Source organism: Allobosea sp. NPDC055353 (genome assembly GCF_053644975.1).
Window position 1 is genome coordinate 463,480 of the sequence record NZ_JBSHMC010000003.1, and the last position, 24,325, is coordinate 487,804.

The following is a 24,325-nucleotide window of genomic DNA, read 5'->3' on the forward strand; positions in this document are numbered from 1 at the left end:
TTAACCTTGAACGACGCTCGCACGCTCCTGTCGCCGATTGTCGGGAGCGGAGGGAACGGATCGCGGTGCGCCACCTTTGAGTCCGAGTTGGACAGGAGGTGTTCCATGACCGCATCGAAGACCGTTCAAGCCCGGATCGCCCGGATCTGGCGCGGCCGCACGACGCGCGCGAAGGCCGATGATTATGCCGTCTATCTGCGGAGCGAGGGCGTGACGCCTTTGCTGGAAAAGGCCCTGGGTGCGCAGATGTTCCGGGAGGATCGCGAGACCGAGAGCGAATTCGTCACGATTTCCTATTGGGAAAGCGTCGAGGCGATGTCCCGCTTCGCCGGCCCTGACCCACGCCGCATTCATCACCTGCCGCGCGATGCCGAATTCCTGATCGAATTGCCCGACGGGGTACAGGTCCTCGAGATCGTCGTGAACGAGCCGGGTTGACGCCAAGAAAAACCCCGGCGGTTGCCCGCCGGGGTCGAGGTACCGCCGAAGCGGTGGGAGGATCACATGTTGTAGGCGCGCTCGCCATGCTCGGCGATGTCGAGGCCCTCGCGCTCCTGGTCGGAGGTGACGCGCAGGCCGACCACTGCGTCGATGATCTTGAACAGGACGAGGGAGCCGACGCCGCACCAGACGACGGCGACCACGACGGCGACGAACTGCTTCCAGACCTGGGCGCCCATCGCGTAATCGGCGACGCCGACGCCACCCAGTGCCGGGGCGACGAAGATGCCGGTACCGATCGAGCCGATGATGCCGCCGACGCCGTGGACGCCGAAGACATCGAGCGAATCATCGTAGCCGAGCGCGTTCTTCACCGTGGTGCAGAAGAAGAAGCAGACCACGCCGGCGACCGCGCCAAGCACAATCGCGCCCATCGGACCGACCAGGCCGGCGGCCGGGGTGACCGCGACGAGGCCGGCGACGATACCCGAGAGCATGCCGAGCAGCGAGGGCTTGCCCTTGACGATCCATTCGATGAAGAGCCAGCCCAGCGCCGCTGCGGCGGTCGCCGTGAAGGTGTTGATCATGGCGAGCGCCGCGCCGGCGGTGGCCTCGAGATTCGAGCCGGCATTGAAGCCGAACCAGCCGACCCAGAGCACGGCGGTGCCGATGAAGGTCATCGTCAGCGAGTGCGGCGACATCAGTTCCTTGCCGTAGCCGATGCGCTTGCCGATCACGAGCGCACCGACGAGCGCGGCGATGCCGGCATTGATGTGGACGACCGTGCCGCCGGCGAAGTCGAGCGCGCCGAGGGTGAAGAGATACCCTTCCGAGAACCAGACCATGTGCGCCATCGGGAAATAGACGAAGGTCGCCCACAGCACGACGAAAAGCAGTAGCGCCGAGAACTTCATGCGCTCGACGAAGCCGCCGACGATCAGCGCGGGCGTGATCATGGCGAAGGTCATCTGGAAGCAGATGAAGACATATTCGGGGATCACGACGCCCTTGGTGAAGGTGTCCGAGGTCGTCTCATTGGTGACGCCGGCGAGGAAGGCCTTGGAGAAGGAGCCGATGAAGCTGGTCAGCGAGCCGCCGCCGGTGAAGGCGAGGCTGTAGCCGTAGACGACCCAGACGATGCACATCACGGCGGCGGTGGCCGTGACCTGGCTCATCACCGAGAGCATGTTCTTCGAGCGGGCGAGGCCGCCATAGAAGAGCGCGAGGCCGGGCAGCGTCATGAACAGCACGAGCAGCGTCGAGACCAGCATCCAGGCGGTGTCGCCCTTGTTGGGAACGGCGGCGGCAGCCGGCGCCTGTGCCAGCGCGGCGCCGGCCGAGAGTGCGGCGAGAGCGAGGCCGGCCGATCCGGCCCGCAGCGAGGTCCTGAGAATCATCGTCGAAAACTCCTTGAGGGGGCGGGGCTCAGAGCGCGTCGGCATCGGTCTCTCCGGTGCGGATGCGCACGGCCTTCTCGATCGAGGAGACGAAGATCTTGCCGTCACCGATCTGACCGGTGCGGGCGGCGGTGGTGATCGTCTCGATCACCCGGTCGACGAGATCGTCGGAGACGGCGACCTCGATCTTGATCTTCGGCAGGAAACTCACCGCGTATTCGGCGCCGCGGTAGATTTCGGTGTGACCCTTCTGGCGGCCGTAGCCCTTCACCTCGGTCACGGTCAGGCCGTGAACGCCGACGGCGGTGAGCCCGTCGCGCACCTCCTCCAGCTTGAACGGCTTGATGATCGCCATCACGATTTTCATGTGCTGGGCTTCCCGTTTGCGCCGCCCGGTCGTCAGCCCCGGCGATCTCGTTGCACCTCTCGCGCCTGCGGGACCGCAGTTGCGTCGCAACATGCAATTCAAGGGACGTGCCAACGCGCTCCAGGAGCGGCAAAGCCGCATCCGGAGGCGAAATCATGCAGGAGAAGCGGGAAGAACCGTCGCGTCTGCCTAATAATAAGGCAATCGTCTGGTTTCTACGCAGCTGCCTGAAATCAGGTCAGCCGAGATCAGGCCGGGGCCGGACGAGACCTTCCTGCGCCACCGAAGCGACCAGGCGGCCTTGCCGGTCGAAGATGAGACCGCGCGAGAAGCCGCGGGCGCCGGAGGTCGAGGGACTGTCCTGCGAATAGAGCAGCCAGTCGTCGGCCCGGAACGGGCGATGGAACCACAAGGCGTGGTCGAGACTTGCTGCCTGGATCTTCTGGTCGAAGACCGTCGCGCCATGGGCGATCAGGCTGGAATCGAGCAGGAGCAGGTCAGAGGCGTAGGCGAGCACGCTCTGGTGGAAGGCCGGCTCGTCGGGCAGTGGCTCGATCGCCCGGATCCAGACGTTGAACTTCGGTTCCAGGCTGGCGCCGCCGCGATAGCGTTCGAGCTCGACCGGGCGGATCTCGATCGGCCGCTTGCGCTGGTAGAAGGTCTGGAGTGGATTGGGCTGTGGCGAATTGAACAGTTTCGCCATTTCCTCGCGATCCGGCAGCTCTTCCGGCATCGGAACCTTCGGCATTGGCATCTGGTGCTCGTAGCCGGGCTCGTCGACATGGAAGGATGCCGACATCGCGAAGATCGCCTCGCCCTTCTGGATGGCCAGCACCCGGCGCGTGGTGAAGGAGCGGCCGTCGCGCAGGCGGTCGACCTCGTAGACGATCGGCACTTCGGGGTCGCCCGCCAGCAGGAAATAGGCATGCAGCGAATGTGGCTGCCGATCCTCGACGGTCTTGCAGGCGGCATAGAGCGATTGTGCGATCACCTGCCCGCCGAAGACGCGCGGCCAGGTCGATTTCGGGCTGCGACCGCGGAACAGGTTGCGCTCGAGCGGTTCGAGGTCGAGAATCGCCGTCAGGGAGGCGCTGATCTGGGACATGGTCGGCGGCATCACGGTCAGGTTGACGGAGCGGCCGGCGCCCCGCACAGGGACAGCCGGCTTCGCCTGGCATCAGCACCGAGGCATCCCGTGGCGTCAAGTCGACGCGGAGAGAAGGACGGCATGGCTATCGAACAGGGCAACAGCGCCATGCGCATCGTCATCGCGGGCGGCGGCATCGCCGGGCTGGCGCTGGCTCTGGCGCTGAAGCAGGGGTTGGGCGAGGGTTTCGCGGTCATCCTGGCCGATCCGGCGCTGGCGGCCGCACCGCGCGCCGATAACCGCGCCTATGCGGTCGCGGCCGGCGGGCGGGCGATGCTGGAGACGCTCGGCATCTGGGAGACGATCGCCCATACCGCCCAGCCGATGCTGGAGATGATCGTCTCGGACAGCCGGACCGAGGACGCCGTCCGGCCGGTCTTCCTGACCTTCGACGGCGAGGTCGAGCCCGGCCAGCCCTTTGCCCATATGGTCGAGAATGCAGCGCTGGTCGCGGCGCTGAAGGCCTCCTGCGGGGGTGCCGGCGTCGAACTGCTCAGCACCGGGGTGCGGCGCTTCTCCGCTGATGATACGGCGGTGGAGCTGGTTTTCGGTGACGGAACCCGCTGCGAGGCCGCGCTCCTGGTCGCGGCCGACGGGGCCCGCTCGAAGCTGCGCGAACAGGCGGGCATCGGCTGGGTCGGCTGGGATTACGGCCAGTCCGGCATCGTCGCGACGATCGGGCACGAGCGGCCTCATCAGGGACGGGCCGTCGAGCATTTCCTGCCGTCCGGGCCTTTCGCGATCCTGCCGCTGACTGAGGGTGGCGCGCTCGGGCATCGCTCCTCGATCGTCTGGACGGAGCGGAAGGAGAACGTCGAAGCGCTGCTCTCGCTCGATGCGACGGACATGCTGGCCGAGATCGAGCGGCGTTTCGGGCTCGATCTCGGTGAGCTCGCTCTGGAAAGCGCTGTGAGCGCGCATCCGCTCGGCTTCGGCGTCGCCCGCCGCTTCGTCGGCGAGCGACTGGCGCTGCTGGGCGATGCCGCGCATCTGATCCACCCGATTGCCGGGCAAGGGCTCAATCTTGGCCTCAAGGACGTCGCCGCTTTGGCCGAGGCGATCGTCGACGCGGCGCGGCTAGGTCTCGACCCCGGCTCGGCCGACGTGCTGGAGGATTACGAGAAGGCCCGCCGCTTCGACACCGTGGCGATGGGCGCGGTGACCGACGGGCTGAATCGCCTGTTCTCGAACGACGCGACGCCGCTCAGGCTGGCGCGCGATCTGGGGCTTGGCATCGTCGATCGTTTGCCGGGGCTGAAGCGCTTCTTCATCCGCGAGGCTGCCGGCGTCGCCGGCGCGACGCCGCGGCTGTTGCGGGGCGAGGCGCTGTAGTTCATGCCGTCATGCTCGCCCCTGTGGCAAGCATCCATGTCTTGAACGCTTCTCCCGTTTGCCGAGGAAAAGACGTGGATGGTCGGGACAAGCCCGACCATGACGATGGCGGCGAGAACGACGTCTACCTCAATCCTCCAGCGGCCGGGCCTCTTCCGGCAGCATGATCGGGATGCCGTCGCGGATCGGATAGGCGAGCTTCGCCGCCCGGCTGATCAGCTCCTGCTTCGCGGCATCGTATTCCAGCGTCGCCTTGGTCAGTGGGCAAACCAGGATTTCGAGAAGCTTGGGGTCGATGCGGGTGGTCGTGTCGGCTTTGCCGGTCATCGGTCTTTCCATTCTCAAGAGCGGGCGGTTCGCTTATCGAAACGCCGCCGTCATTCCGGACAAGCCGCGATAGCGGTGCCGATCCGGAAGCCATCGTAAGGCTTAAGCGCTCTACGATGGCTTTCGGGGCAAGCCCGGAATGACGGTGTGTTTCACCGCCAGAACACCGCGCTTTCTAGTGCTTGCGGGGCAGATCGGCCAGCATGCCGGCCGCCACCATCAGTTTCGGCAGGGTGAGGCCGGAGCTGGTGATCGCGTTGACCGTGGTGCGGGTGCGCTCCGCATCCTCGCCACGCTCCGCCAGCCAGTTCTCCAGCGTGCCCTGCCCCTTTGCGGAAGCCGAGACCTCCTGCGTCAGGTTGGACTGGGCGTCGTCGAGGGTCTCGATCGCGCGTTCGCGGGCGAGGCGCTCGTAATCGTCCGTCGCCGGCACGGCCGCGGCCGCCGCCTTCAAGCTCGACAGGCCGAACAGCGCGTCGATGCCGAAATGGATGCGGGCGACCTCGCCGATCTTGCGCTTGCTGCGCTCGGCGATATCGACGATGTCGGTCGCCTCGGCCAGCGCCGGCAGGCTCGCGATGCGCGTGGCGAGCGTCTCCGGCACGCCTTCCGAAGTGAGCACGGCGATGCGCGCCAGCCGCGCCTGGGACGCGGCTTCGGGCAGCAGGGAGCCGAGATGCTCGGACAGTTCCTTCACGCCCTTGGCATAGCGCGCGATGGTCTGCTCGATCGTGCCGGGCTTGGCGACGCCGCGCCGCAGGAACCAGCCCATCCGGTTGGTGACGAGCTCCTGAGCGGCGCCATAGAGGCCGAGCTGGGTCTTGCCGGGGATCTTCGCGTCGAGCGCATCGATCTCGCCGTTGAGGGCGATGAGATCGAAGGAATCGCGCGCGATCGCGTAGGCGGCGGCGATGGCCGGTGCGTCCGAGCGGGTGAGCGCCGCCAGCACCGGCACGAGGGCCGGGCCGCCACGGTTGACGATGGCGTTGGCGAGCTGCGTCGCCACGATCTCGCGGCGCAGCTTGTGGCTGGCGATCGCATCCGGATAGGCCTCGCGCAGGGCCTTGGGGAAATAGCGGACGAGTTCGGTCGCGAGATAGGGATCGTCGGGCACCGAGGATTCGAGCAGCGCGTCGTGCACTGAAAGCTTGGCGTAGGCGAGCAGCACGGCGAGTTCCGGCCGGGTCAGGCCTTCGCTGCGCTTCTCGCGCTCGGCGAGCTGGGCATCGCTCGGCAGGTACTCGACCGAGCGGTCGAGCCGGCCATCCTTTTCCAGCGTCTGCATCAGGAAGCGCAGGCCGGGCGTTGCGGCCGCCCCTTGTGCCTCCGTCAGCGAAAGCGCCAGCGTCTGCAGGTAGTTGTTGCGCAGGACGAGGTCGCCGACCTCGTCTGTCATCGCCGCCAGCAACTCGTTGCGCTTGTCTTCCTTCAGGCGGCCGTCCTTCACCAGGCCGGCCAGCGCGATCTTGATGTTGACCTCGACGTCGGAGGTGTTGACGCCGGCGGAGTTGTCGATCGCATCGGTGTTGATCCTGATCCCCTTGCGGGCGGCCTCGATGCGGCCGCGCTGGGTGACGCCGAGATTGGCACCCTCGCCGACGACCCGTGTCCGGAGGTCGTTGCCGGTGATGCGGATCGGATCATTGGCGCGGTCGCCGACCTGGGCGTCGGTCTCGTCGGAGGCGCGGATATAGGTGCCGATGCCGCCGAACCAGAGCAGATCGACGCGGCTTTTAAGGATCGCCGTCATCAGCTCCGGCGGCGAGACCTCCTTCTTGTCGAGGTCGAGCAGCGCGCGAACCTCGGCCGAGAGCGGGATGCTCTTGGCCTGGCGCGAGAAGACGCCGCCGCCCTTCGAGATCAGGCTCTTGTCGTAATCGGCCCAGGACGAGCGCGGCAGGTTGAACAGCCGCTGGCGCTCGGCGAGCGAGGTGGCCGGGTCCGGGCTGGGATCGAGGAAGATGTCGCGGTGGTCGAACGCGGCGACCAGCTTGATCGCCGGCGAGAGCAGCATGCCGTTGCCGAAGACGTCGCCCGACATGTCGCCGACGCCGGCGACGGTGAAGGGCGTGGTCTGGATGTCGACATCGACCTCGCGGAAATGGCGCTTGACCGCTTCCCAGCCGCCGCGCGCCGTGATGCCCATGCCCTTGTGGTCATAGCCCTGCGAACCGCCGGAGGCGAAGGCGTCGCCGAGCCAGTGATGCTTCTCCAGCGAGATCGCGTTGGCGGTGTCGGAGAAGGTCGCGGTGCCCTTGTCGGCGGCGACGACGAGATAGGGGTCGTCGCCGTCATGCCGCACCGTGTCCGGCGGCGGCACGATGGTCTCGCCATCGAGATTGTCGGTGAGCTCGAGCAGGTTGCGGATGAAGATGCGGTAGCTCTCGGTGCCCTCGGCGAGCCAGGCGGCGCGGTCGGAGGCCGGCGGCAATTGCTTCGGGAAGAAGCCGCCCTTGGCGCCGACCGGCACGATCACGGCGTTCTTGACCTGCTGTGCCTTGACCAGGCCGAGCACCTCGGTGCGGAAGTCCTGCGGCCGGTCCGACCAGCGCAGGCCGCCGCGGGCGACCTTGCCGAAGCGCATATGCACGCCCTCGACCCGCGGCGAATAGACGAAGATTTCATAGAGCGGGCGCGGCAGCGGCAGGCCGTCGACCTTGGCGCAGTCGAACTTGAAGGTGATGGTCTGGCGCGGCTGGCCGTCCGGGCCGATCTGGAAGAAGTTGGTGCGCAGGGCGGCATCGACCAGATTGACGAGGCGGCGCAGGATGCGGTCGTCGTCGAGGCTGGTGACGGCGTCGAGCGCTTCCTCGATCTCGGCATGCTTCTGGGCCATGCGCTGCTCGCGCTCGGTCGCCGCGATGCGCGGATCGAACTTGGCGGCGAAATAGGCGACGAGCCCCGAAGCGATGTCGGGATGGCGGGTCAGGGCGTCTGCGATATAGCCCTGGGCGTAGGGCGCGCCGGCCTGGCGCAGATAGCGCCCGAAGGCGCGCAGCAGGGCTGCCTCGCGCCAGGCGAGGCCGGCGGCGAGGACGAGCTGGTCGAAGCGGTCGGATTCCGCGAGGCCGCGGAACTGCGCCATCAGCGCCGCCTCGATGGTCGGATCGAGATGCTCGATATCGATCTCGCCGTCGTCGGCGCGCTCCAGCGTCATGTCGTGCAGCCAGATGCGGACATTGTCGCCATTGCCCTGCGGCATGACGTTGTAGGTCCGCTCGTTGACGACGCGGAAGCCCATGTTCTCGAGCACCGGCACGCGGGCCGAGAGCGAGATCGGCGCGCCGCGCGAGAACACCTTGAGATTGGCGCGCTTGGCGTCGTCGCCCTCGCGCCGGTAGAGATTGACGGCGCGTGCCCGCTCCGGCGTGAGCTGCTGGAGCATCTCGATGTCGACGAGCGCGTCCGCTGCCGAGAAGCGCTCGCGATAGGCGGCGCCGAAGGCCTCGGCATAGCGCTCGGCCAGCGCCCGGGCGGCGGGGCCGGCCTTCTCCTGGTCGAGCACGTCCTTCAGCCCGTCGCCCCAGGTCCGGACGATGGCGCTGATACCGGCTTCCAGCGTCGAGCGCTCGATGCGCGGGGTTTTGCCCTCGTCGCGGCCGATGATGTAGTGGGTCCGCGACAGCGGCCCGTCGGGATAGGCCGGATAGGCGGCCGAGAGGCGCCCGCCATAGACCCGCGCCAGGAAATCGCCGACGCGCAGGCGGACGGTGGTGTCGTAGCGGTCCTTCGGGATGAAGACGAGGATCGAGACGAAGCGATCAAACTCGTCGACGCGGGCGAGCGCGCGGATGCGCGGCCGCTCGGTGAGCTGGAGGATGTCGAGGGCGAACTGTTCAAGCGTCGCCACGTCGATCTGGAAGAGCTCGTCGCGGGGATAGGCATCGAGCACGTTCATCAGCGCCCGGCCGGAATAGCTCGCCGGGTCGAAGCCGATATTCTTGGCGACGCGCGCGACTTTCAGCCTGAGATAGGGGATGGCGCGGGCCGAGCCGGTATAGGCGTTCGAGGTCAGGAGGCCGACGATGCGCAATTCGCCGTCGAGCCTTCCATCCGGCGTGAACAGCTTGACGCCGACATAGTCGAGATGGACGCGGCGATGAACTAGGCTCTTGACGTTCGCCTTGGTGATGATGAGCGCCTGCGGCTTGGCCAGGAAAGAGCGCAGCTCGGGTGTGACCGTGACCAGTTCGCGGCCCTTGCGCAGGACCTTGACCGTCGGGTCGCGGAGGATGCCGAGGCCCGAGCCCTCGATCGGGTCGGCCGCGACGTCACCGCCGGGGAAGCGGTAGGCGCGGATGCCGAGCAGGGTGAAATTGTCGCCGGCGATCCATTCGAGGAACTGCAGCGCCTCGGCGATCTCGTCCTCCGGCAGCGGCGGCGGATTGGCGCGGTAGGCCTGGATCACCTCGGTGATGCGGCCACGCATCGCGGCCCAGTCGTCGACGGCGAGCGCGACATCGCCATAGACGCGTTCGAGCCCGACGCGCAGCTTCTCGCGCGCCTCCGGCGTATCGATGCGGGGGACGTGGATATGGAGCAGGCTCTCGCGGCGCGTGCCCTCGGGGGCGCGGCCGGCGGCCTCGCCGGCGAGCGAGGCGAACTTGCCCTTGGCGTCGCGCGCGACCGCCAGAATCGGATGGGCGACGAGGCGCGGCTCGTGGCCCTGCTCCTGCAATTCGGCCAGCGTCGAATCGAGCAGGAACGGCTTGTTGTCGTTGACCACTTCGAGAACGGTGAGCTGGTTCCTGCGCTCGCCCTCGCCGTATTCCTCGTCGCGGAAGCGCAGGTTGATCGTCTCGGACTTGCGCGGCTGGGCAAGGTGTTCGAAGGCTGCGGCCGCGGTGCGGGCCAGCATTTCGGCCGGCAGGGCCTCGAGATCCTCGGCGACGGAACGGCCAAAGAGCAGGCGGGGGAACTCGGCGGGCATCGAACTCTTCAGTCCGGTGGCTGCGGCCTCGATCGCTGCGATTGCACTCGCAGTCGCGTTCGTTACCCGTTTGCCCATATCCCAACCCCAGTTGTTTTGCCGCAGCGATGACATAGGCTGCGGAGCCTTTCAACTTGCCGTGCCTGAAAAAGCGGCAAACTGACGCTCCCCCGACTCGACAGGACACACCATGGCAACAAAGCATGACAAACCCAAGGTGGGAGAGGAGCCCGCGCGCCAGGATTCGCCCCCGAGCGTGATGGCTCTGGATCTGAAGCCCGGGACGCTCTCGGCCGAGAACCAGGCCTATTTCGCGAAATGCCAGGAGAAGCTCGGCTTCGTGCCGAACGTGCTGACCTCCTACGCGCATGACGATGCCAAGCTCACGGCCTTCGCCGCCTTCTACAACGACCTGATGCTGGCGCCGTCCGGCCTGTCGAAGCTGGAGCGGGAAATGATCGCCGTCGCCGTCTCCAGCGTGAACCGCTGCTATTACTGCCTGACCGCCCATGGCGCGGCCGTGCGCCAGCTCTCGGGCGATCCGGTGCTGGGCGAATTGCTGGTGATGAACTATCGGGCAGCGGATCTCTCGGTGCGGCACCGCGCCATGCTCGATTTTTCGGTCAAGCTGACGGAAACCCCGCATCTCGTCGGGGAAGAGGATCGCGAAGGCCTGCGCAAGGCGGGTTTCAGCGCGCGCGACATCTGGGATATCGGCGCCGTCGCCTCCTTCTACAACATGTCGAACCGGATGGCCTCGGCGGTCGATATGCGGCCCAACGCCGAATATCATGGGCAGGTGCGGTAGAATGTATCCATGTTTGTCATTCCGGGGCGCGCCGCAGGCGTGAACCCGGAACCCACGACTGGTGAGAGTTTTATGCCGCGTTGTAAGCCGCTCGCCCGGTCGTGGGTTCCGGGCTCTTCGCTCCGCGAAGCCCCGGAATGACAGCGGTGTTGCCGGAAGCCCCAAAAGAAAAACGGCCGGCGCAATGCCAGCCGCTAGTTGGCCCCGACTCGGTGGCCCGGCTCCGCCCGAACTCCGGGGGGCTGGGGGGCTGACAAACCGGTGATCAGCGAAACCGGGCCGTCGAGGCAACGAGGAGAGTTGAACGGCGCAACTTGGCGCTCGCTTGACGCGTTCGCGGCGAAAATGGGGCAATCGCCGTAAGGGCCCGACTCACGCGCGAATGTGATTGCTGCGCCGGCATCCCTTGCCAGCGCAGGACTGCGGGCGCATCATCCCGGAATGATTTGGTGAGGCCCCGGACAGGGAGGCGCCATGAGCGAAAGCGAAACGCCGCAATCGCAAGCCGCCGGTGCGGTCGTCAATTTCCCGGTGCCGGCGCGACCGGCGCCCGTGACCTTCGACCGGCGCGAACTCAGCGAATTGCTCAACCTCTATGGCCGCATGGTCGCGGCCGGCGAATGGCGCGACTACGCCATCGATTTCCTGAAGGACAAGGCGCAGTTCTCGGTGTTCCGGCGCTCGTCGGAGATGCCGCTCTACCGGATCGTCAAGGACCCGGCGCTGGCGCGACGGCAAGGCGCCTATTCGGTCGTTGCGGCGACTGGGCTGATCCTGAAACGCGGCTCGGAACTCTCGCGCGTGCTCAAGGTGCTCGACAACAAGCTCAGTGTGGTGAGCTAAGGCGCCCAGGGTAAGTTCTTGTTCGAGCCCTCATCCTGAGGAGCGCCGCAGGCGCGTCTCGAAGGATGTTTCAGCAGGCTCCCGAACCATCTGGAGCATCCTTCGAGACGCCGCTCACGCGGCTCCTCAGGATGAGGACCGCTGACTGATCAAAGGCTCGGCGGGTTGCGGTCGCCTTCGCCAAGCTCCTTCTGCATCAGCATCTGGTCGAGCCAGCGGCCGTGCTTGAAGCCGACCTTTTCGGCAATGCCGATCAGGCGGAAGCCGGCGCGTTCGTGCAGGCGGCGCGAGCCGATGGAGGCGCCGGTGCCGTCTCCGATCACCGCGATCATCTGGCGGAAACCGCGCTCGGTGCAGGCCGTCATCAGGGCGTCGAGCAGCAGACCGCCGATGCCCAGTCCCTGCGCGGCGGGCGCGATATAGATCGAGTTCTCGACGGTGCTGCGATAGGCCGGGCGCGGCCGATAGGCGCCGGCATAGGCATAGCCCAGGACGGCACCCTCCCGCTCGGCGACGAGATAGGGGTAGCCGCCGGCCAGAAGCGCCTCGTAGCGCCGTTCCATCTCCGCCTCGCCCGGCGGCTCCAGCTCCCAGGAGGCGGTGCCGTGCAGGACCGCATGGGCGTAGATCGCCGCGATGGCAGGGATGTCGGCGGGAAGGCCCGGGCGGATCGAAGGCGTCGTCATGCCCAAAGCATGAGCAATCTGCGTGCCAAAAGAAAAGCCCCGGCCGTGGGGCCGGGGCTCGTTTCTCCGATCGGGAGATGGTCGTTCTCACTCGCGGTTGCCGATCAGCGAGAGCAGGAACTGGAACATGTTGATGAAGTTCAGGTAGAGCGACAGCGCGCCGTTCACCGAGAGCTTCGCAGCCTCCTCCGGGCCGAGCTCGGAGTAGAGATACATCTCCTTCAGGCGCTGGGTATCCCAGGCGGTCAGGCCGGCGAAGATGCCGACGCCGACGAGCGAGATGACGAAGCCCAGGGCGCCCGAGGCCAGGAAGATGTTCACGATCGAGGCCAGGATCAGGCCGATCAGGCCCATGACCAGGAACGAGCCCATGCCGGAGAGCGACTTCGAGGTGGTGTAGCCGTAGAGGCTCAGGCCACCGAAGGCCGCCGCGGTGATGAAGAAGACCTGCACCACCGACGCGCCGGTGTAGCGGATCAGGATCGTCGAGAGCGAGACGCCCATCACCGCCGCGAAGGCGAAGAACATCGTCCGAGCGGACGAGGCCGACATCTTGTCGGCGCGGAACGAGAAGAAGAAGATGAAGGCCAGCGGCGCCAGCGCGACCACCCACATCAACGGCGTGCCATAGAGCAGCTGGCCGAAGGAGGTGAGATAGGTGTTGCCGATCTTGGCGACGGCACTGGCCTGATCGGTCACGGCCATCTTGTTGATGCCCAGCGCGAACAGCGCCGAGATCGCAAGGCCGATCACCATGTTGTTGTAGACGCCGAGCATGAACGAGCGCAGGCCCTGATCCATCTCGACGGCGCTGGTCTGCTGTGCGCGGCCGGCACCCCAGACTGGAGCATTGCGGTCGAAGTTGCTCATTAAGCGAGTTTCCCCTGACGGTGTTTCGGACGACGGAAGACGCGCGAGCGCCAGCCGTCCTCGCGCACGAAAAGTCGCGATGACGGGAATATGAGGGGCTTTCGCTTTCCTTACAAGACCCCGCCATGGTTAAGGCCAGCGCCGGGATAGAAGTTCGGCGCCGCACACAGGCAGAATTACAGGATCTTAATGTCTATCGAGAGTCGTTCTCAGATAGTCATCATAAATTCCTGAGATGAGAAGCCGGCGCTTTCGTCAGTATTTTTATCGTACCGACGAGCCCGAACAGGACGGTAACCCCGACGGCGGCAGTCGCAGCCAGTATAGCTCCTCTGGGATCACTGACGAACTCGATGCGCATCACTTGCGTGACGATGCCCCAGCCCGCCGCTGTACCCGCGAGAACGCCGAAGACGGCCGCGACGAAGCCGATGGCGGCGTATTCAAGGGCGTACGACGAAAGTATGAAGCGACGGGTCGCGCCGAGCGTTTTCAGGATCATCGCGTCATAGAGCCGCGCCCGCTGCCCGGCCGCGAGTGCGCCACCCAGAACCAGCAGGCTGGCGGCAATGGCGAGGCCCGAGGCGCCGCGGATCGCCATGGCGAGCTGGGCGACGATGGTGTTGACCGCTTCGAGCGCGTCCTTCACCCGCACCGCGGTGACGGCCGGGAAGTCGAGCGCGAGGCGTCGCATCAGGGCTGCGTCGGTCGCGCCCTTACCGTCCGGGCTCGTCGCGACGGTGGCGAGATTGGTATGCGGCGCCCCGGCGAAGGTGTTGGGCGAGAACACCATCACGAAATTGATGCCGAAGGAGCGCCAGTCGACCGTGCGGAAATTGGCGACGCGGGCGGTGATGTTGCGGCCGAGCACGTTGACGGTGAGCCTGTCGCCGATCTTCAGGCCGATGCCGGCAGCGTTCTGGGCGTCGAAGGAGACCAATGGCTCGCCGCGATAATCCGCCGGCCACCACTCTCCCGCGGCGATGCGCGAGCCTTCCGGCAACGTCGCGGCATAGGTGATGCCGCGATCGCCGTCGAGCACCCAGGCGGATTGCTCGCTGGCCTTGATGTCCTCGGCGCGGGTCTCGTTAACCGAGACGATGCGGCCGCGCATCATCGGGACGCGCTCGGTCTTCGCGTCCGGCCGCTCCGCCGCGAGGAAGGCGTCGAAGCGCTCGGAATCGCGACTGGGAACGTCGAGGAAGAAGAAGCTCGGCGCCTTCTCGGGCAGGGCGCCGGTGAGCTGCCGGGTCAGGCTGACATCGATGAAGGACAGCGCCGAGAGCAGGGCGACGCCCAGACCGAGCGAGAGCACGAGCGCCGGTGTCAGCGCGCCCGGCCGGTGGCTGTTGGCGAGCGCCATGCGCAGGGCCGGGCGGCGCGGACGCGGGATACGGCGGGCCAGCGCCATCAGGCCGAACGAGACGGCGCGCAGCAGCAGGAAGACGCCGAACATCACGCCGATATAGATCAGCGCGATCCGGCGATCATAGGCGAAGCCGATGGCGACGCCGGCGAGGCCAGCCAGCGCGAGCGCGCAGAGGGCGAGATAGATCGCGCGCGGGCGGCGCTGATCCGGCTCGACCTTGTCGCGGAACAGGGCGGAGACGGAAATGTCATGGGCGCGGCCGAGCGGGATGATCGCGAAGACGAACGCCGTCAGCAGGCCGTAGAGCGCGGCAACGGCGAGCTCGCCCGGGGCCAAGGTCGGCTCGAATGGGACCGGCAGGATGCTCTGGACGACGGCGCCCAGGCCGAAGGGCGCGGCGGCGCCGAGCAGGAGGCCGATGGCGGTGCCGATCGCGGCGACGAGCATCACCTCGGTCAGGTGGATCGCGACGACGCGGCCTCCGGTGGCGCCGACCGCCTTCATCGTGGCGAAGTCGAGCTTCTTGGCCTCGACGAAGCGGCGCACGGCGTTGGCGACGCCGACGCCGCCGACCAAGAGGGCGGTGAGGCCGACCAGCGTCAGGAACTGGGTGAAACGTTCGAGATTGCGCTGGAAGCTCGGCGCCGCATTGGCGCGGGAGCGGATTTCCCAGCCGGCGTCGCGCTGCTGCGTGCCGGCATCGGCGATGAGCCTGTCGAGATCGGCGTCGCTCGTCGCGCTCGGCGGGAGCTGGAGGCGATAGGTCCAGCGGATCAGGCTGCCGGGCTGGATCAGGCCGGTCGCCTTCAGCGCCTCCTGCGACATGAGAAGGCGCGGGCCGAAGCCGACGCCGGCCGCGATCTTGTCGGGCTCGGAAACGAGATTGGCGCGCAGCTGGATCTTCGCACCGCCGACCGTGACGATATCGCCGGGCTTGAGGTCGAGGCGGCCGAACAGGACGGGGTCGGCGACCGCGCCGTAGACGCCGTCGCGCTGGGCGAGCAGGCCGGGCAACGGCGCCTGGGGGTCGGTCTCGACTGCGCCGATGCTCGGATAGGCCGCGTCGACCGCCTTGATCTCGACCAGAGCCGCGCCCTTCTCGCCGGCATTGGCCATGCCGCGCATGGTGGCGATGCTGGAGACGGTGCCGCGCGCTGTCAGGAAGGCGAGCTCCGGCGCTGTTGCCTCGCGATGGATCAGGCTGAAGGCGGCGTCGCCGCCAAGGATGCGCCGGCCTTCGCGGGCGAGGCCCTCGGTCAGGCCGCGCGACGCCGAGGCGACGGCGGCGATGGTCATGACGCCGAGCGCCAGGCAGGCGATGAAGATGCCGAAGCCGCGCAGGCCCGCACGCAGGTCGCGGATGGCGAGGCGCAGGACGAGGCCGATACCGGGGAACTGCGCGGGAGGGGACGAGGTCGGCTTGACGGGGGCGTGCATCGTCAGGCGACCACCGTCTCGGGCTCGGCCTCGATCACGCCGGAGCGCAGGCGGACCGTGCGCTCGCAGAGCGCGGCAAGCGTGAGATCATGGGTGACGAGCACCAGCGTCGCGCCGCGCTCGCGCTTCAGCGCGAAGATCAGGTCGACGATGGCGCGGCCGGTGGATTCGTCGAGATTGCCGGTGGGCTCGTCGGCGACGAGGATCGCGGGATCGGGCGCCACGGCGCGCGCGATGGCGACGCGCTGCTGCTCGCCGCCGGAAAGCTGGGCCGGGTAATGGTCCATGCGATGGCCGAGGCCGACATTGCGCAGTTCGGCTTCGGCGCGGGCGAAGGCGTCCGTGTGGCCGGCAAGCTCCAGCGGCAGGGCGACGTTCTCGCGCGCCGTCATGGTCGGGACGAGGTGGAAGGACTGGAAGACGATGCCGATATGCCGGCCGCGGAAGATCGCGAGCCCGTCCTCGTCGAGGGCGCCGAGGTCCTGGCCGGCGACCTTGACCAGCCCTGAATCGGGGCGCTCCAGCCCGGCCATGGTCATCAGCAGGGTCGACTTGCCGGAGCCGGAGGGGCCGACGAGGCCGGTCGCCTCGCCATCGGCCAGCGACACCGAGACGCCCTTGAGGATATGGACGCGGGCGGCGCCACGCCCCAAACTCAGGTGGACATCCTGCAACTCGATTGCCGAAGCGGCCTTCTCGCTCATCACGCCATGATCCTGATTTCACGACCCATCGCCATCCCCGTTCGCACGGAATCGCGCCCCGAACGGGGCAGGTTCTCGGCGCGACGCGGTCTGCGGCCATATGGGCTCGGGTTTGCGCTTGTCCAATCGGCTGCGACGTTTTTCGTCGCCTTCCTGCTGCTTTTGATCGGGTTCGCTGACATGGCCGGTGCCCAGACGCCTCCATCCAACGCGAGCGCGGCGCGATCCCTGAAGCTCGTCGCCTTCGGCGATTCGCTGTCGGCGGGGTACAACCTGCCGGCCAGTACCGCCTTCCCCGCCGTGCTGGAGCAGGCGCTGCGCCAGAAGGGCGTCGCTGTCGAAATCGTGAATGCCGGCGTCTCCGGCGACACGACGCAAGGGGGGCTCGAACGGCTCGACTGGTCGGTGCCGGATGGTACCGACGGCGTCATCCTCGAACTCGGCGCCAATGATGCCTTGCGCGGCGTCGACCCTGCGCTCACCCGGAAAAACCTCGATGCGATGATCGCGCGCCTGACCGAACGGAAGATCCCGGTGCTGCTCGCCGGCATGTATGCGCCGCGCAATCTCGGCGAAGATTATGCGAAACGCTTCGATACGATCTATCCCGAGCTTGCGAAGAAGCATGGGCTGGTGCTTTACCCGTTCTTCCTGGAAGGCATCGCGGGCGACCGCGCTCTGAACCAGGCGGATGGGCTGCATCCCACGGCCGAGGGCGTCGCCGTCATCGTCCGGACCATCCTGCCGACGGTCGAGCGCTTCATCGCCAGCCTGCCGCCCAGATCCTGATCCGCCCGCGGGTTCTCCGCGCGGCGTATCCCCGTTTCCGCATTGCCGCCTGCCGGCCCTCTCCCGGAGTTGCTTCGCCATGGAATACCGCCGCCTTGGACGCACCGATCTCAAGGTCTCGGTGATCTGCCTGGGAACCATGACCTGGGGAGAGCAGAACAGCGAGGCCGAAGGCCATGCCCAGATGGACTATGCCGTCGAGCAGGGCATCAATTTCTTCGACACCGCCGAGCTGTACTCGATCCCGCCGAAGCCGGAGACGCAAGGCTCGACCGAGCGGATCGTCGGGAGCTGGTTCAAGGCGCGCGGCAAGCGCGACAAGATCATCCTGGCGTCGAAGATCTGCGGGCGCGGCGGCAATACCTGGTTCCGCGACGACAAGAGCCCGACGCGGGTGACGCGCAAGCAGATCTTCGAGGCCGTCGACAAGAGCCTGCAGCGATTGCAGACCGATTATATCGACCTCTACCAGATCCATTTCCCGGAGCGGCCGATGCCCTGGGGCTCGAATCCGACGCGATTCTCCAAGGCAGCCTTCGAGCAGCCGGCCGACGAAACGCCGATCGCCGAGCAGCTCGATGCCTTCGCGGAGGTGATCAAGGCCGGCAAGATCCGTCATCTCGGCCTCTCCAACGAGAGCGCCTGGGGCACGATGCGCTTCGTTGGCGATTCGGAAATCCGCGGCACGCCGCGGGTGCAGTCGATCCAGAACGCCTACAGCCTGCTCAACCGCACCTTCGAGACGGCGCTGGCCGAAGTGGCATTGCGCGAGGATGTCGGCCTGCTCGCCTATTCGCCGCTGGCGCAGGGCTTTCTCACCGGCAAATATCTCGACGGTGCCCGCCCGGCGGGAACCCGCACGACGCTGTTCGACCGCGGCCAGCGCTACCAGACGGCCGGAGCGGAGGAGGCGATCAAGCGCTATATCGCGCTCGCCCGCGAAGCCGGACTCGACCCGGCGCAGATGGCGCTCGCCTTCGTCAACAGCCGTTCCTTCGTGACCGCCAACATCATCGGCGCGACCTCGATGGAGCAGCTCAGGACCGACATCGCCTCGATCGAGATCAAGCTCTCGCCCGAGGTGGAAGCCGGAATCGACGCGATCCATCAGCTCGTCGGCAATCCCTGCCCGTAGGTTTCATTTCCAGTCCAGACACGGTCATCCCGGGCGTCCGAAGGGAGACCCGGGATCCATTCCGGAACGGTTCCGGCATGGATCCCGGATCGACGCCGCTATCGCGGCTTGTCCGGGATGACGGCGCGGGAGTGGGGATGAGGGCGCAAAAACAATTCCCTAGAGCCGGCTTCCTGCTCTACCGTCTCGCCAGAGTCACAATCGCTTGGCAGGGATTCGCTCATGCCGAGGCTGTTCATCGCTCTGGAAATCCCCGCCGAAGTCGCGACCGGGCTGACATTGCATCGCGGCGGATTGTCCGGCGCGCGCTGGATCGAGCCGGCCGATTATCACATCACCTTGCGCTTCCTGGGCGATGTCGACCGGCGCATGGCGAACGATGTCGACTACATGCTCTCCGATATCACGGCCTATCCGTTCGAGGTCACGCTCGATGCGCTCGGCAGCTTCGGCGGCGACAAGCCGCGCGCGCTGTTCGCGCGGGTGCAGCCGAGCAAGGCGCTGAGCGATCTCCAGTCCGATCTCGAGCGGCAGATGCGCCGTCTCGGCCTGCCGGCGGAGGCGCGCAAGTTCGTGCCTCATGTCACGCTGGCACGGCTGCGCGATACCTCGCCCGGCGAGGTCGCGCATCATCTCGGCCAGCACCCGATCGTTCGGCCCTTCGTCTTCACCGCGCGCCGGGTGGCGCTTATGTCCTCGCGGGATTCGATCGGCGGCGGGCCCTATGTGCTGGAGGCGGCCTATCCGCTCGGCCCGTCCTATCCGAATCGCCTGCCGCGGGAGATGCGCCGATGACGAGGCCGAAGCGGCTGAGCGTCGAGGCGCAGGCCGAGGCGCTGGCGACCTTGACCGGCTGGAAGCTGGTGCAGGGGCGCGAGGCCATCGCCAAGCGCTTTGTCTTCCGCGATTTCAGCGAGGCTTTCGGCTGGATGACGCGGGTCGCGCTGCTGGCCGAGGCGATGAACCATCATCCGGAATGGTCGAATGTCTACCGGACCGTGGACATCACCCTCGCAACCCATGATGCCGGCGGCCTGACCGAGCTCGACGTCAAGCTGGCACGCGCCATCGACGCGATCTCGGATTAGGTCGCTACGCTAGCTGCCTTGCCGCGGCGCGGGCATGACTTGGCGCGAGAGCCCTGCCGGCAGGCGCTTCACCACACTCTTCAGCATCGGTCGCCAATGCTGAATGCCGAGATGGCAGGCCAGCCGCCCCTTCAACGACAGCGGCCGGAGGCGATCGCTGATCGCGACGCAGCCATCGGCATGTTCGCGCTTGTAGGGCTCGGCCGGAGCCAGCAGGTCGAAGACCGTGCTGCCACGGGCGCGGGCGCCGGCGAAGCTGTGGTGGATCAGGATCTTGCCGATGCCGTCGTGCTCATGGTCCGGGTCGGTCGCGAGGACATGGGCGAAGCTGTGGCCCTTGCAGTCGAAGGAGAGGTCGATGCCGATCGGCGCGCCTCTGCTGAGGATAGACATGATCCGCAGCGTGGCCTCGCCGGAGACGTCCCCGGCCAGGTCGGTGAAGAACGCGCCGAAGCGGGGATCGTTGATGACCGGCGCGACGATGCCGCGCCGTGCCAGGGTCGCCCGCTTCATCGCGATCGCCGCGGCTGCGAGCCGGGCCGCCTCGGCGCCCGGTGGCGGCATGGCGTAGGCGAGCGGACCGCGCTCCTCCAGGCGACGCAGGCGCCGGCGGTGGTTCGAGCGTTCCCGTGCGGGGTAGGCGAGACTTGGGCCGGATTCGCCGACGCGGCGGGCGAGGTCCGCGAAGGGCGCCTCCTGCCGGTCGCCATGGGCCGCGCTATCGAGCAGGCCACTCCGAGCAAGGCGCGAATCGGCGCGCAGCTTGCGAGCTTCGAAGAGATCGGCGCGCAGGGTTTGAACGAAAGTCCAGCCGGTTTCCAGCAGCGCTGCCTCGGGTTCGCCGACGAGCACGTCGCCGAACTGGGCGACCGGCACGCCCATGAAGCGCAAGGTGTCGAGACCGTAGCGCCTCTGGCGGATGAGCGGCCAGACCATCACCAGTTCACCGGCCCGGCGGGCGGTGACAATGCTGAGCCGGGTGTCGGGGCTGAGGTAATGCGTTGCCCAATGGCGCAGGAAGACATGGCTCTGGAAGAGCTGCGAGGGCGCGGCCGAGCGTTCGAACAGGGCCTCCCAATCCCGGCGCAGCGCCAGGAAACCCGCGATATCCTCGACGAGATCGAGCGTCACGGCATCGTCCCGCCGGGTGGGCAAAGGCAGCACCGCGTTCATGGGCCCGTGCGCAGATGCGCGATGAGGCGTTTCGCGCCCGCCAAGCGGAAGCGGGCGAGATAGGGCAGCATCAGGAGCGGATGGCGCGCCGCGAAGGGCGCGTCCTGCTCGACCATGTGGCGGACGGCGACGATCGGGAAGGGCGCGCGCAAGGGGCGGAACTGCGGGTTCCACAGGCCCGGCGCCTCCGAGTCCGGGTGCATCAGGCCGATCATGCGCAAGCGCCGCAGGGATGCGAATTTCAGCCGCTTCTGGACCCGTTGCAGCATCGCCGTGCCGGCCGGATCGGCGCAGCCGGGGAAGCCGAGGATCACGGTGCGGAAATGCTGGAGGGTCGCTTGCGCGGGAATCGCGTCGAGATCGGCGAAGCTGCGGTTCACGGCCGCGAAGGCCGTGCCCTCATCGGCTGCCGTTGCTGTGGAGATGCCGAGGCGGACTGTGTCGAGCTTCGCAGCCTGGCGGGTGAAGGGGCAGACCGCGCCTGTCCGGCCGAGATCGGCATGGCCGCTCATCAGGTAAGTCTCGACCCAGCCGACGAGCACGGCCAGCGGCGGTGCGGCGCCGTCCGCGCTGCGGGTGCGGGCCTCGGGCAAGGTCAGGAGCTGCGGTTCGACGAGGGCGCTATCGGTCATGGCCGCATGACGGGACTAAGGGGAGCCATGGCATAGCAGGAGCCGATTAGCGAAGGATTGATCGCTGCGGCCATGTCGCTGGCGCGGCGTTGACGCGTTCTAAACCTTGTTCCAGCCGCAAGCCGTGAGCGCCGCCAGCATATGGGAGGGCGAGGGAGCTTCGACCCGGATCGGATCGCGCTTCTTGTAGAGCGGGATCGTGATCGCCCGGGCATGGAGCTGGAGGCCAGGCCCGCCCTCGCGCGGGGCATCGCCATAGATCTCGTCGCCGAGCATCGGCCAGCCCGAGGCCTGGCAATGGACGCGCAACTGGTGGGTGCGACCCGTTAGAGGCTCCAGCGCCAGCCAGGCGAGCGGGCCGTGCTCGCTCTCGCCACGGCCGAGCACGCGATAGCGGGTCTGGGAGGGCAGGCCGGCGGGATCGACCTTCATCCACCAGCCGCGCTCGGGCGAGCGCTTGGCGAGCGGAAGGTCGATCAATCCCTCGTCCTGCGCAGGGTTGCCCTGCACGATCGCCCAATAGGTCTTGCCGATCCGCCCGTCGCGAAACATCTGGTTGATCTCGGCCATGGCGCGGGGATGGCGGCCCAGCACGAGGCAACCGGAGGTGTCCTTGTCGAGCCGGTGGGCGGCTTCCGGCTTGCGCGGCAGGCCGAAGCGCAGTGCATCGAGGTAATCGGTCAGCACCGGGATAATGCGGCGCTTGGCCTGCGGGCCGCGATGCGAGGGCAGGCCGGCAGGCTTGTCGATGACGAGCATCATGGCGTCGCGATAGAGCAGCGGCACCGGCAGCTCCTCGTCGATCTGCCCGGGGGATTGCGAATTTTCTGGTCGGTCCGGCGCTGCCATGGCATTGCGCTACCCAACCCGGCCCGGCGGCGCAACCGAAGACAGCCTCCGAACCGAAGACAGGACGACGATGAGCGAGACCGAACCGAAGAAACGCGGCTTCTTTTCGAGGCTGTTCGGACGCGACGAGGAACCGGCCACACCGGCGCCCGCGCCCGAGACGGTGACCGAGCAGGCCGTCGAGCCTGTCGGGGAGCCGAAGCCGGACGTCGAAGGGGTTGCTCCTGTGACGGCTGTCGAGGCGGAAGCGCCTGCCATCGAGGCGCCGGCTGCCGAGCCCGTCCCGCCGCCTGTTCCAGTTGAGGATGTTGCACCTCCGGCTACATCGGAGCCGGAGCCTATCGCTGCCGTCGCGGCTCCGCAGCCCGAACCGGTCGTTGCCCCCGAGCCCGCTCCCGCCCCTGCGCCGCAGCCGAAGCGGAGCTGGTGGCGGCGATTGACCGAGGGGCTGTCGCGGACCTCCTCGGCACTGACGACGGGGATCACCGAGCTCTTCACCAAGCGAAAGCTCGATGCCGGCACGCTGGAGGATCTGGAAGACATCCTGATCCAGGCCGATCTCGGTCTCGCCACCTCGGCGAAGATCGCCAAGGCGGTCGGCGACGGGCGCTACGACAAGCAGATCGAGCCGTCCGAGGTGAAGGCGATCCTGGCGCGCGAGGTCGAGACGATCCTCCTGCCCGTCGCCCAGCCGCTGATGATCGACGCCACGAAAAAGCCGTTCGTGCTGCTGATGGTCGGGGTCAATGGCTCCGGCAAGACCACGACGATCGGCAAGCTCGCGGCGAAATTCCGCGCCGAGGGCAAATCCGTGATGCTCGCAGCCGGCGATACTTTCCGTGCTGCGGCGATCGAACAATTGCGGGTCTGGGGCGAGCGCACCGGGGCCGAGGTCGTGTTCGGCCAGCAGGGCGCCGATGCCTCCGGCCTCGCTTTTGAGGCGCTGCAGAAGGCCAAGGCGAACAATACCGACGTGCTGCTGATCGACACGGCCGGCCGGTTGCAGAACAAGCAAGGGCTGATGGACGAGCTTGCCAAGGTCGTGCGCGTCATCCGTAAACAGGACCCGAACGCCCCGCATGCGGCTCTGCTCGTGCTCGACGCCACCGTCGGGCAGAACGCGATTTCGCAGGTCGAGGCCTTCCGCGAGACGGCGGGCGTGACCGGGCTGGTCATGACCAAGCTCGACGGCACGGCGCGCGGCGGCATCCTGGTGGCGCTGGCGGCGCAGTTCGGCCTGCCCGTGCATTTCATCGGCGTCGGCGAGAGCGTCGACGATCTGGAGCCGTTCTCGGCGCGCGACTTCGCCCGCGCCGTGGCGGGATTGGGAGAAGCGGCGTGAGCGAAACGACTCAGCAGGTTCCAGTCGAGGCGGCGGGCAAGGGCAAGGCGGTCAACCCTTTGCTCAAGCTGGCGCTGGAATTCGGACCGCTGGCGATCTTCTTCTTCGCCAATTCCTACGGTGACCGGCTGTTCCACGTGGCCGAGGACCGGCGCATCTTCGTCGCGACCGGCATCTTCATCGCCGCTTCGCTTGTGGCGCTGGCGCTGTCGCGGGTGCTGATGGGCTATCTGCCGCGCATGGCGATCGTGAACGCGATCGTCGTCACCGTCTTCGGCGGGCTGACGCTGGCGCTGGACGACGCCTTCTTCATCAAGGTCAAGCCGACCATCGTGAACGCGCTGTTCGGCTCGGTGCTGCTCGGCGGGCTGTTCTTCGGGCGCTCGCTGCTCTCGCTGGTGCTGGAGACAGTGCTGCAGCTCGACGAGGAGGGCTGGCGCAAGCTGACCTTCCGCTGGGGCCTGTTCTTTTTCGTGCTGGCGGCCCTCAACGAGGTGGTCTGGCGTACCCAGACCCAGGATTTCTGGGTGGCCTTCAAGGTCTGGGGCGTGATGCCGCTGACCATGATCTTCGCCTTGGCGCAGACCCCGCTGATCCTGAAGCACGAGCTCAAGCCGGCGAAGACGGACGAGTAAGGTCCAGCAACCTCCAGGCTGTCA

General features: G+C 67.2%; 22 protein-coding genes. 10 read left to right on the forward strand and 12 right to left on the reverse strand.

Annotation, left to right across the window (positions count from 1 at the left end):
• Nucleotides 1-105 precede the first annotated feature (105 nt).
• Nucleotides 106-438 (forward strand): antibiotic biosynthesis monooxygenase family protein, encoded by a 333-nt coding sequence (locus tag ACWIEX_RS22785; RefSeq protein WP_454035208.1) that lies wholly within the window; start codon nucleotides 106-108, stop codon nucleotides 436-438.
• A gap of 62 nt (nucleotides 439-500) precedes the next feature.
• Here the strand turns inward: ACWIEX_RS22785 and ACWIEX_RS22790 are convergent, their stop codons facing one another.
• The 3 genes from ACWIEX_RS22790 to tesB all read right to left on the reverse strand — a co-directional run bounded on the left by ACWIEX_RS22790 (nucleotide 501) and on the right by tesB (nucleotide 3,310).
• Entirely contained in the window at nucleotides 501-1,838 is a 1,338-nt protein-coding gene (locus ACWIEX_RS22790) for an ammonium transporter (RefSeq protein ID WP_454035209.1), read from the reverse strand.
• A gap of 28 nt (nucleotides 1,839-1,866) precedes the next feature.
• Entirely contained in the window at nucleotides 1,867-2,205 is a 339-nt protein-coding gene (locus tag ACWIEX_RS22795; RefSeq protein WP_061966489.1) for a P-II family nitrogen regulator, read from the reverse strand.
• A gap of 238 nt (nucleotides 2,206-2,443) precedes the next feature.
• Nucleotides 2,444-3,310: an acyl-CoA thioesterase II gene (tesB, locus tag ACWIEX_RS22800; protein WP_454035210.1), complete on the reverse strand. Its 867-nt coding sequence runs from the start codon at nucleotides 3,308-3,310 to the stop codon at nucleotides 2,444-2,446.
• A gap of 123 nt (nucleotides 3,311-3,433) precedes the next feature.
• Here tesB and ACWIEX_RS22805 point away from each other — a divergent pair, with 123 nt between their 5' ends.
• Nucleotides 3,434-4,684: a ubiquinone biosynthesis hydroxylase gene (locus ACWIEX_RS22805; protein ID WP_454035211.1), complete on the forward strand. Its 1,251-nt coding sequence runs from the start codon at nucleotides 3,434-3,436 to the stop codon at nucleotides 4,682-4,684.
• 129 nt (nucleotides 4,685-4,813) lie between these two features.
• On the opposite strand, the gene ACWIEX_RS22810 is transcribed toward ACWIEX_RS22805, so the two are convergent.
• Nucleotides 4,814-5,011, reverse strand: coding sequence for a Trm112 family protein (locus ACWIEX_RS22810; RefSeq protein WP_454035212.1), 198 nt, complete (start codon nucleotides 5,009-5,011; stop codon nucleotides 4,814-4,816).
• 175 nt (nucleotides 5,012-5,186) lie between these two features.
• Nucleotides 5,187-10,019, reverse strand: a complete 4,833-nt coding sequence (locus ACWIEX_RS22815) for an NAD-glutamate dehydrogenase (RefSeq protein ID WP_454035213.1) — start codon at nucleotides 10,017-10,019, stop codon at nucleotides 5,187-5,189.
• A gap of 181 nt (nucleotides 10,020-10,200) precedes the next feature.
• Here ACWIEX_RS22815 and ACWIEX_RS22820 point away from each other — a divergent pair, with 181 nt between their 5' ends.
• Together ACWIEX_RS22820 and ACWIEX_RS22825 are read left to right on the forward strand one after the other, a co-directional pair.
• Complete coding sequence (locus ACWIEX_RS22820) at nucleotides 10,201-10,749, forward strand: peroxidase-related enzyme (RefSeq protein ID WP_454035214.1); 549 nt, start codon at nucleotides 10,201-10,203, stop codon at nucleotides 10,747-10,749.
• Between the two features lie 474 nt (nucleotides 10,750-11,223).
• Complete coding sequence (locus ACWIEX_RS22825) at nucleotides 11,224-11,592, forward strand: DUF2794 domain-containing protein (RefSeq protein WP_061966492.1); 369 nt, start codon at nucleotides 11,224-11,226, stop codon at nucleotides 11,590-11,592.
• A 149-nt stretch (nucleotides 11,593-11,741) separates the two neighbouring features.
• Here ACWIEX_RS22825 and ACWIEX_RS22830 read toward each other — a convergent pair whose 3' ends face one another.
• The 4 genes from ACWIEX_RS22830 to ACWIEX_RS22845 form a co-directional block, all read right to left on the reverse strand.
• Entirely contained in the window at nucleotides 11,742-12,278 is a 537-nt protein-coding gene (locus ACWIEX_RS22830; protein WP_454035215.1) for a GNAT family N-acetyltransferase, read from the reverse strand.
• Between the two features lie 87 nt (nucleotides 12,279-12,365).
• Nucleotides 12,366-13,148 (reverse strand): Bax inhibitor-1/YccA family protein, encoded by a 783-nt coding sequence (locus ACWIEX_RS22835; RefSeq protein WP_454035216.1) that lies wholly within the window; start codon nucleotides 13,146-13,148, stop codon nucleotides 12,366-12,368.
• 220 nt (nucleotides 13,149-13,368) lie between these two features.
• The gene (locus tag ACWIEX_RS22840; protein WP_454035217.1) at nucleotides 13,369-15,954 is read right to left on the reverse strand and encodes an ABC transporter permease; all 2,586 of its coding nucleotides are present in this window, start codon (nucleotides 15,952-15,954) and stop codon (nucleotides 13,369-13,371) included.
• Nucleotides 15,955-15,956: 2 nt separating this feature from the next.
• Nucleotides 15,957-16,658: an ABC transporter ATP-binding protein gene (locus tag ACWIEX_RS22845; RefSeq protein ID WP_454035218.1), complete on the reverse strand. Its 702-nt coding sequence runs from the start codon at nucleotides 16,656-16,658 to the stop codon at nucleotides 15,957-15,959.
• Nucleotides 16,659-16,838: 180 nt separating this feature from the next.
• Here ACWIEX_RS22845 and ACWIEX_RS22850 point away from each other — a divergent pair, with 180 nt between their 5' ends.
• The 4 genes from ACWIEX_RS22850 to ACWIEX_RS22865 all read left to right on the forward strand — a co-directional run bounded on the left by ACWIEX_RS22850 (nucleotide 16,839) and on the right by ACWIEX_RS22865 (nucleotide 19,670).
• Nucleotides 16,839-17,447 carry an arylesterase gene (locus ACWIEX_RS22850; protein ID WP_454035219.1) on the forward strand — a complete coding sequence of 203 codons (609 nt, stop codon included), beginning with the start codon at nucleotides 16,839-16,841 and terminating at the stop codon, nucleotides 17,445-17,447.
• A 79-nt stretch (nucleotides 17,448-17,526) separates the two neighbouring features.
• A complete protein-coding gene (locus ACWIEX_RS22855) occupies nucleotides 17,527-18,582 on the forward strand; it encodes an aldo/keto reductase (RefSeq protein WP_454035220.1) in 1,056 nt (351 codons plus the stop codon).
• Nucleotides 18,583-18,804: 222 nt separating this feature from the next.
• A complete protein-coding gene (thpR, locus tag ACWIEX_RS22860) occupies nucleotides 18,805-19,377 on the forward strand; it encodes an RNA 2',3'-cyclic phosphodiesterase (RefSeq protein ID WP_454035221.1) in 573 nt (190 codons plus the stop codon).
• Nucleotides 19,374-19,670 (forward strand): 4a-hydroxytetrahydrobiopterin dehydratase, encoded by a 297-nt coding sequence (locus ACWIEX_RS22865; protein ID WP_454035222.1) that lies wholly within the window; start codon nucleotides 19,374-19,376, stop codon nucleotides 19,668-19,670. Before thpR ends, ACWIEX_RS22865 begins: the two co-directional genes overlap by 4 nt.
• A gap of 9 nt (nucleotides 19,671-19,679) precedes the next feature.
• On the opposite strand, the gene ACWIEX_RS22870 is transcribed toward ACWIEX_RS22865, so the two are convergent.
• From ACWIEX_RS22870 to ACWIEX_RS22880, 3 genes are all read right to left on the reverse strand, one after another.
• Entirely contained in the window at nucleotides 19,680-20,843 is a 1,164-nt protein-coding gene (locus ACWIEX_RS22870; RefSeq protein ID WP_454035223.1) for a GNAT family N-acetyltransferase, read from the reverse strand.
• Nucleotides 20,840-21,475, reverse strand: a complete 636-nt coding sequence (locus ACWIEX_RS22875; RefSeq protein ID WP_454035224.1) for a DUF6875 domain-containing protein — start codon at nucleotides 21,473-21,475, stop codon at nucleotides 20,840-20,842. The genes ACWIEX_RS22870 and ACWIEX_RS22875 overlap by 4 nt, the downstream gene beginning before the upstream one ends.
• 99 nt (nucleotides 21,476-21,574) lie before the next feature.
• On the reverse strand, nucleotides 21,575-22,237 hold the full coding sequence (locus ACWIEX_RS22880) for an RluA family pseudouridine synthase (RefSeq protein WP_454035276.1): 663 nt from the start codon (nucleotides 22,235-22,237) through the stop codon (nucleotides 21,575-21,577).
• Between the two features lie 157 nt (nucleotides 22,238-22,394).
• Here ACWIEX_RS22880 and ftsY point away from each other — a divergent pair, with 157 nt between their 5' ends.
• Both ftsY and ACWIEX_RS22890 read left to right on the forward strand, forming a co-directional pair.
• Complete coding sequence (gene ftsY / locus ACWIEX_RS22885) at nucleotides 22,395-23,666, forward strand: signal recognition particle-docking protein FtsY (protein WP_454035225.1); 1,272 nt, start codon at nucleotides 22,395-22,397, stop codon at nucleotides 23,664-23,666.
• Entirely contained in the window at nucleotides 23,663-24,301 is a 639-nt protein-coding gene (locus ACWIEX_RS22890) for a septation protein A (protein ID WP_454035226.1), read from the forward strand. Before ftsY ends, ACWIEX_RS22890 begins: the two co-directional genes overlap by 4 nt.
• Nucleotides 24,302-24,325 lie beyond the last annotated feature (24 nt).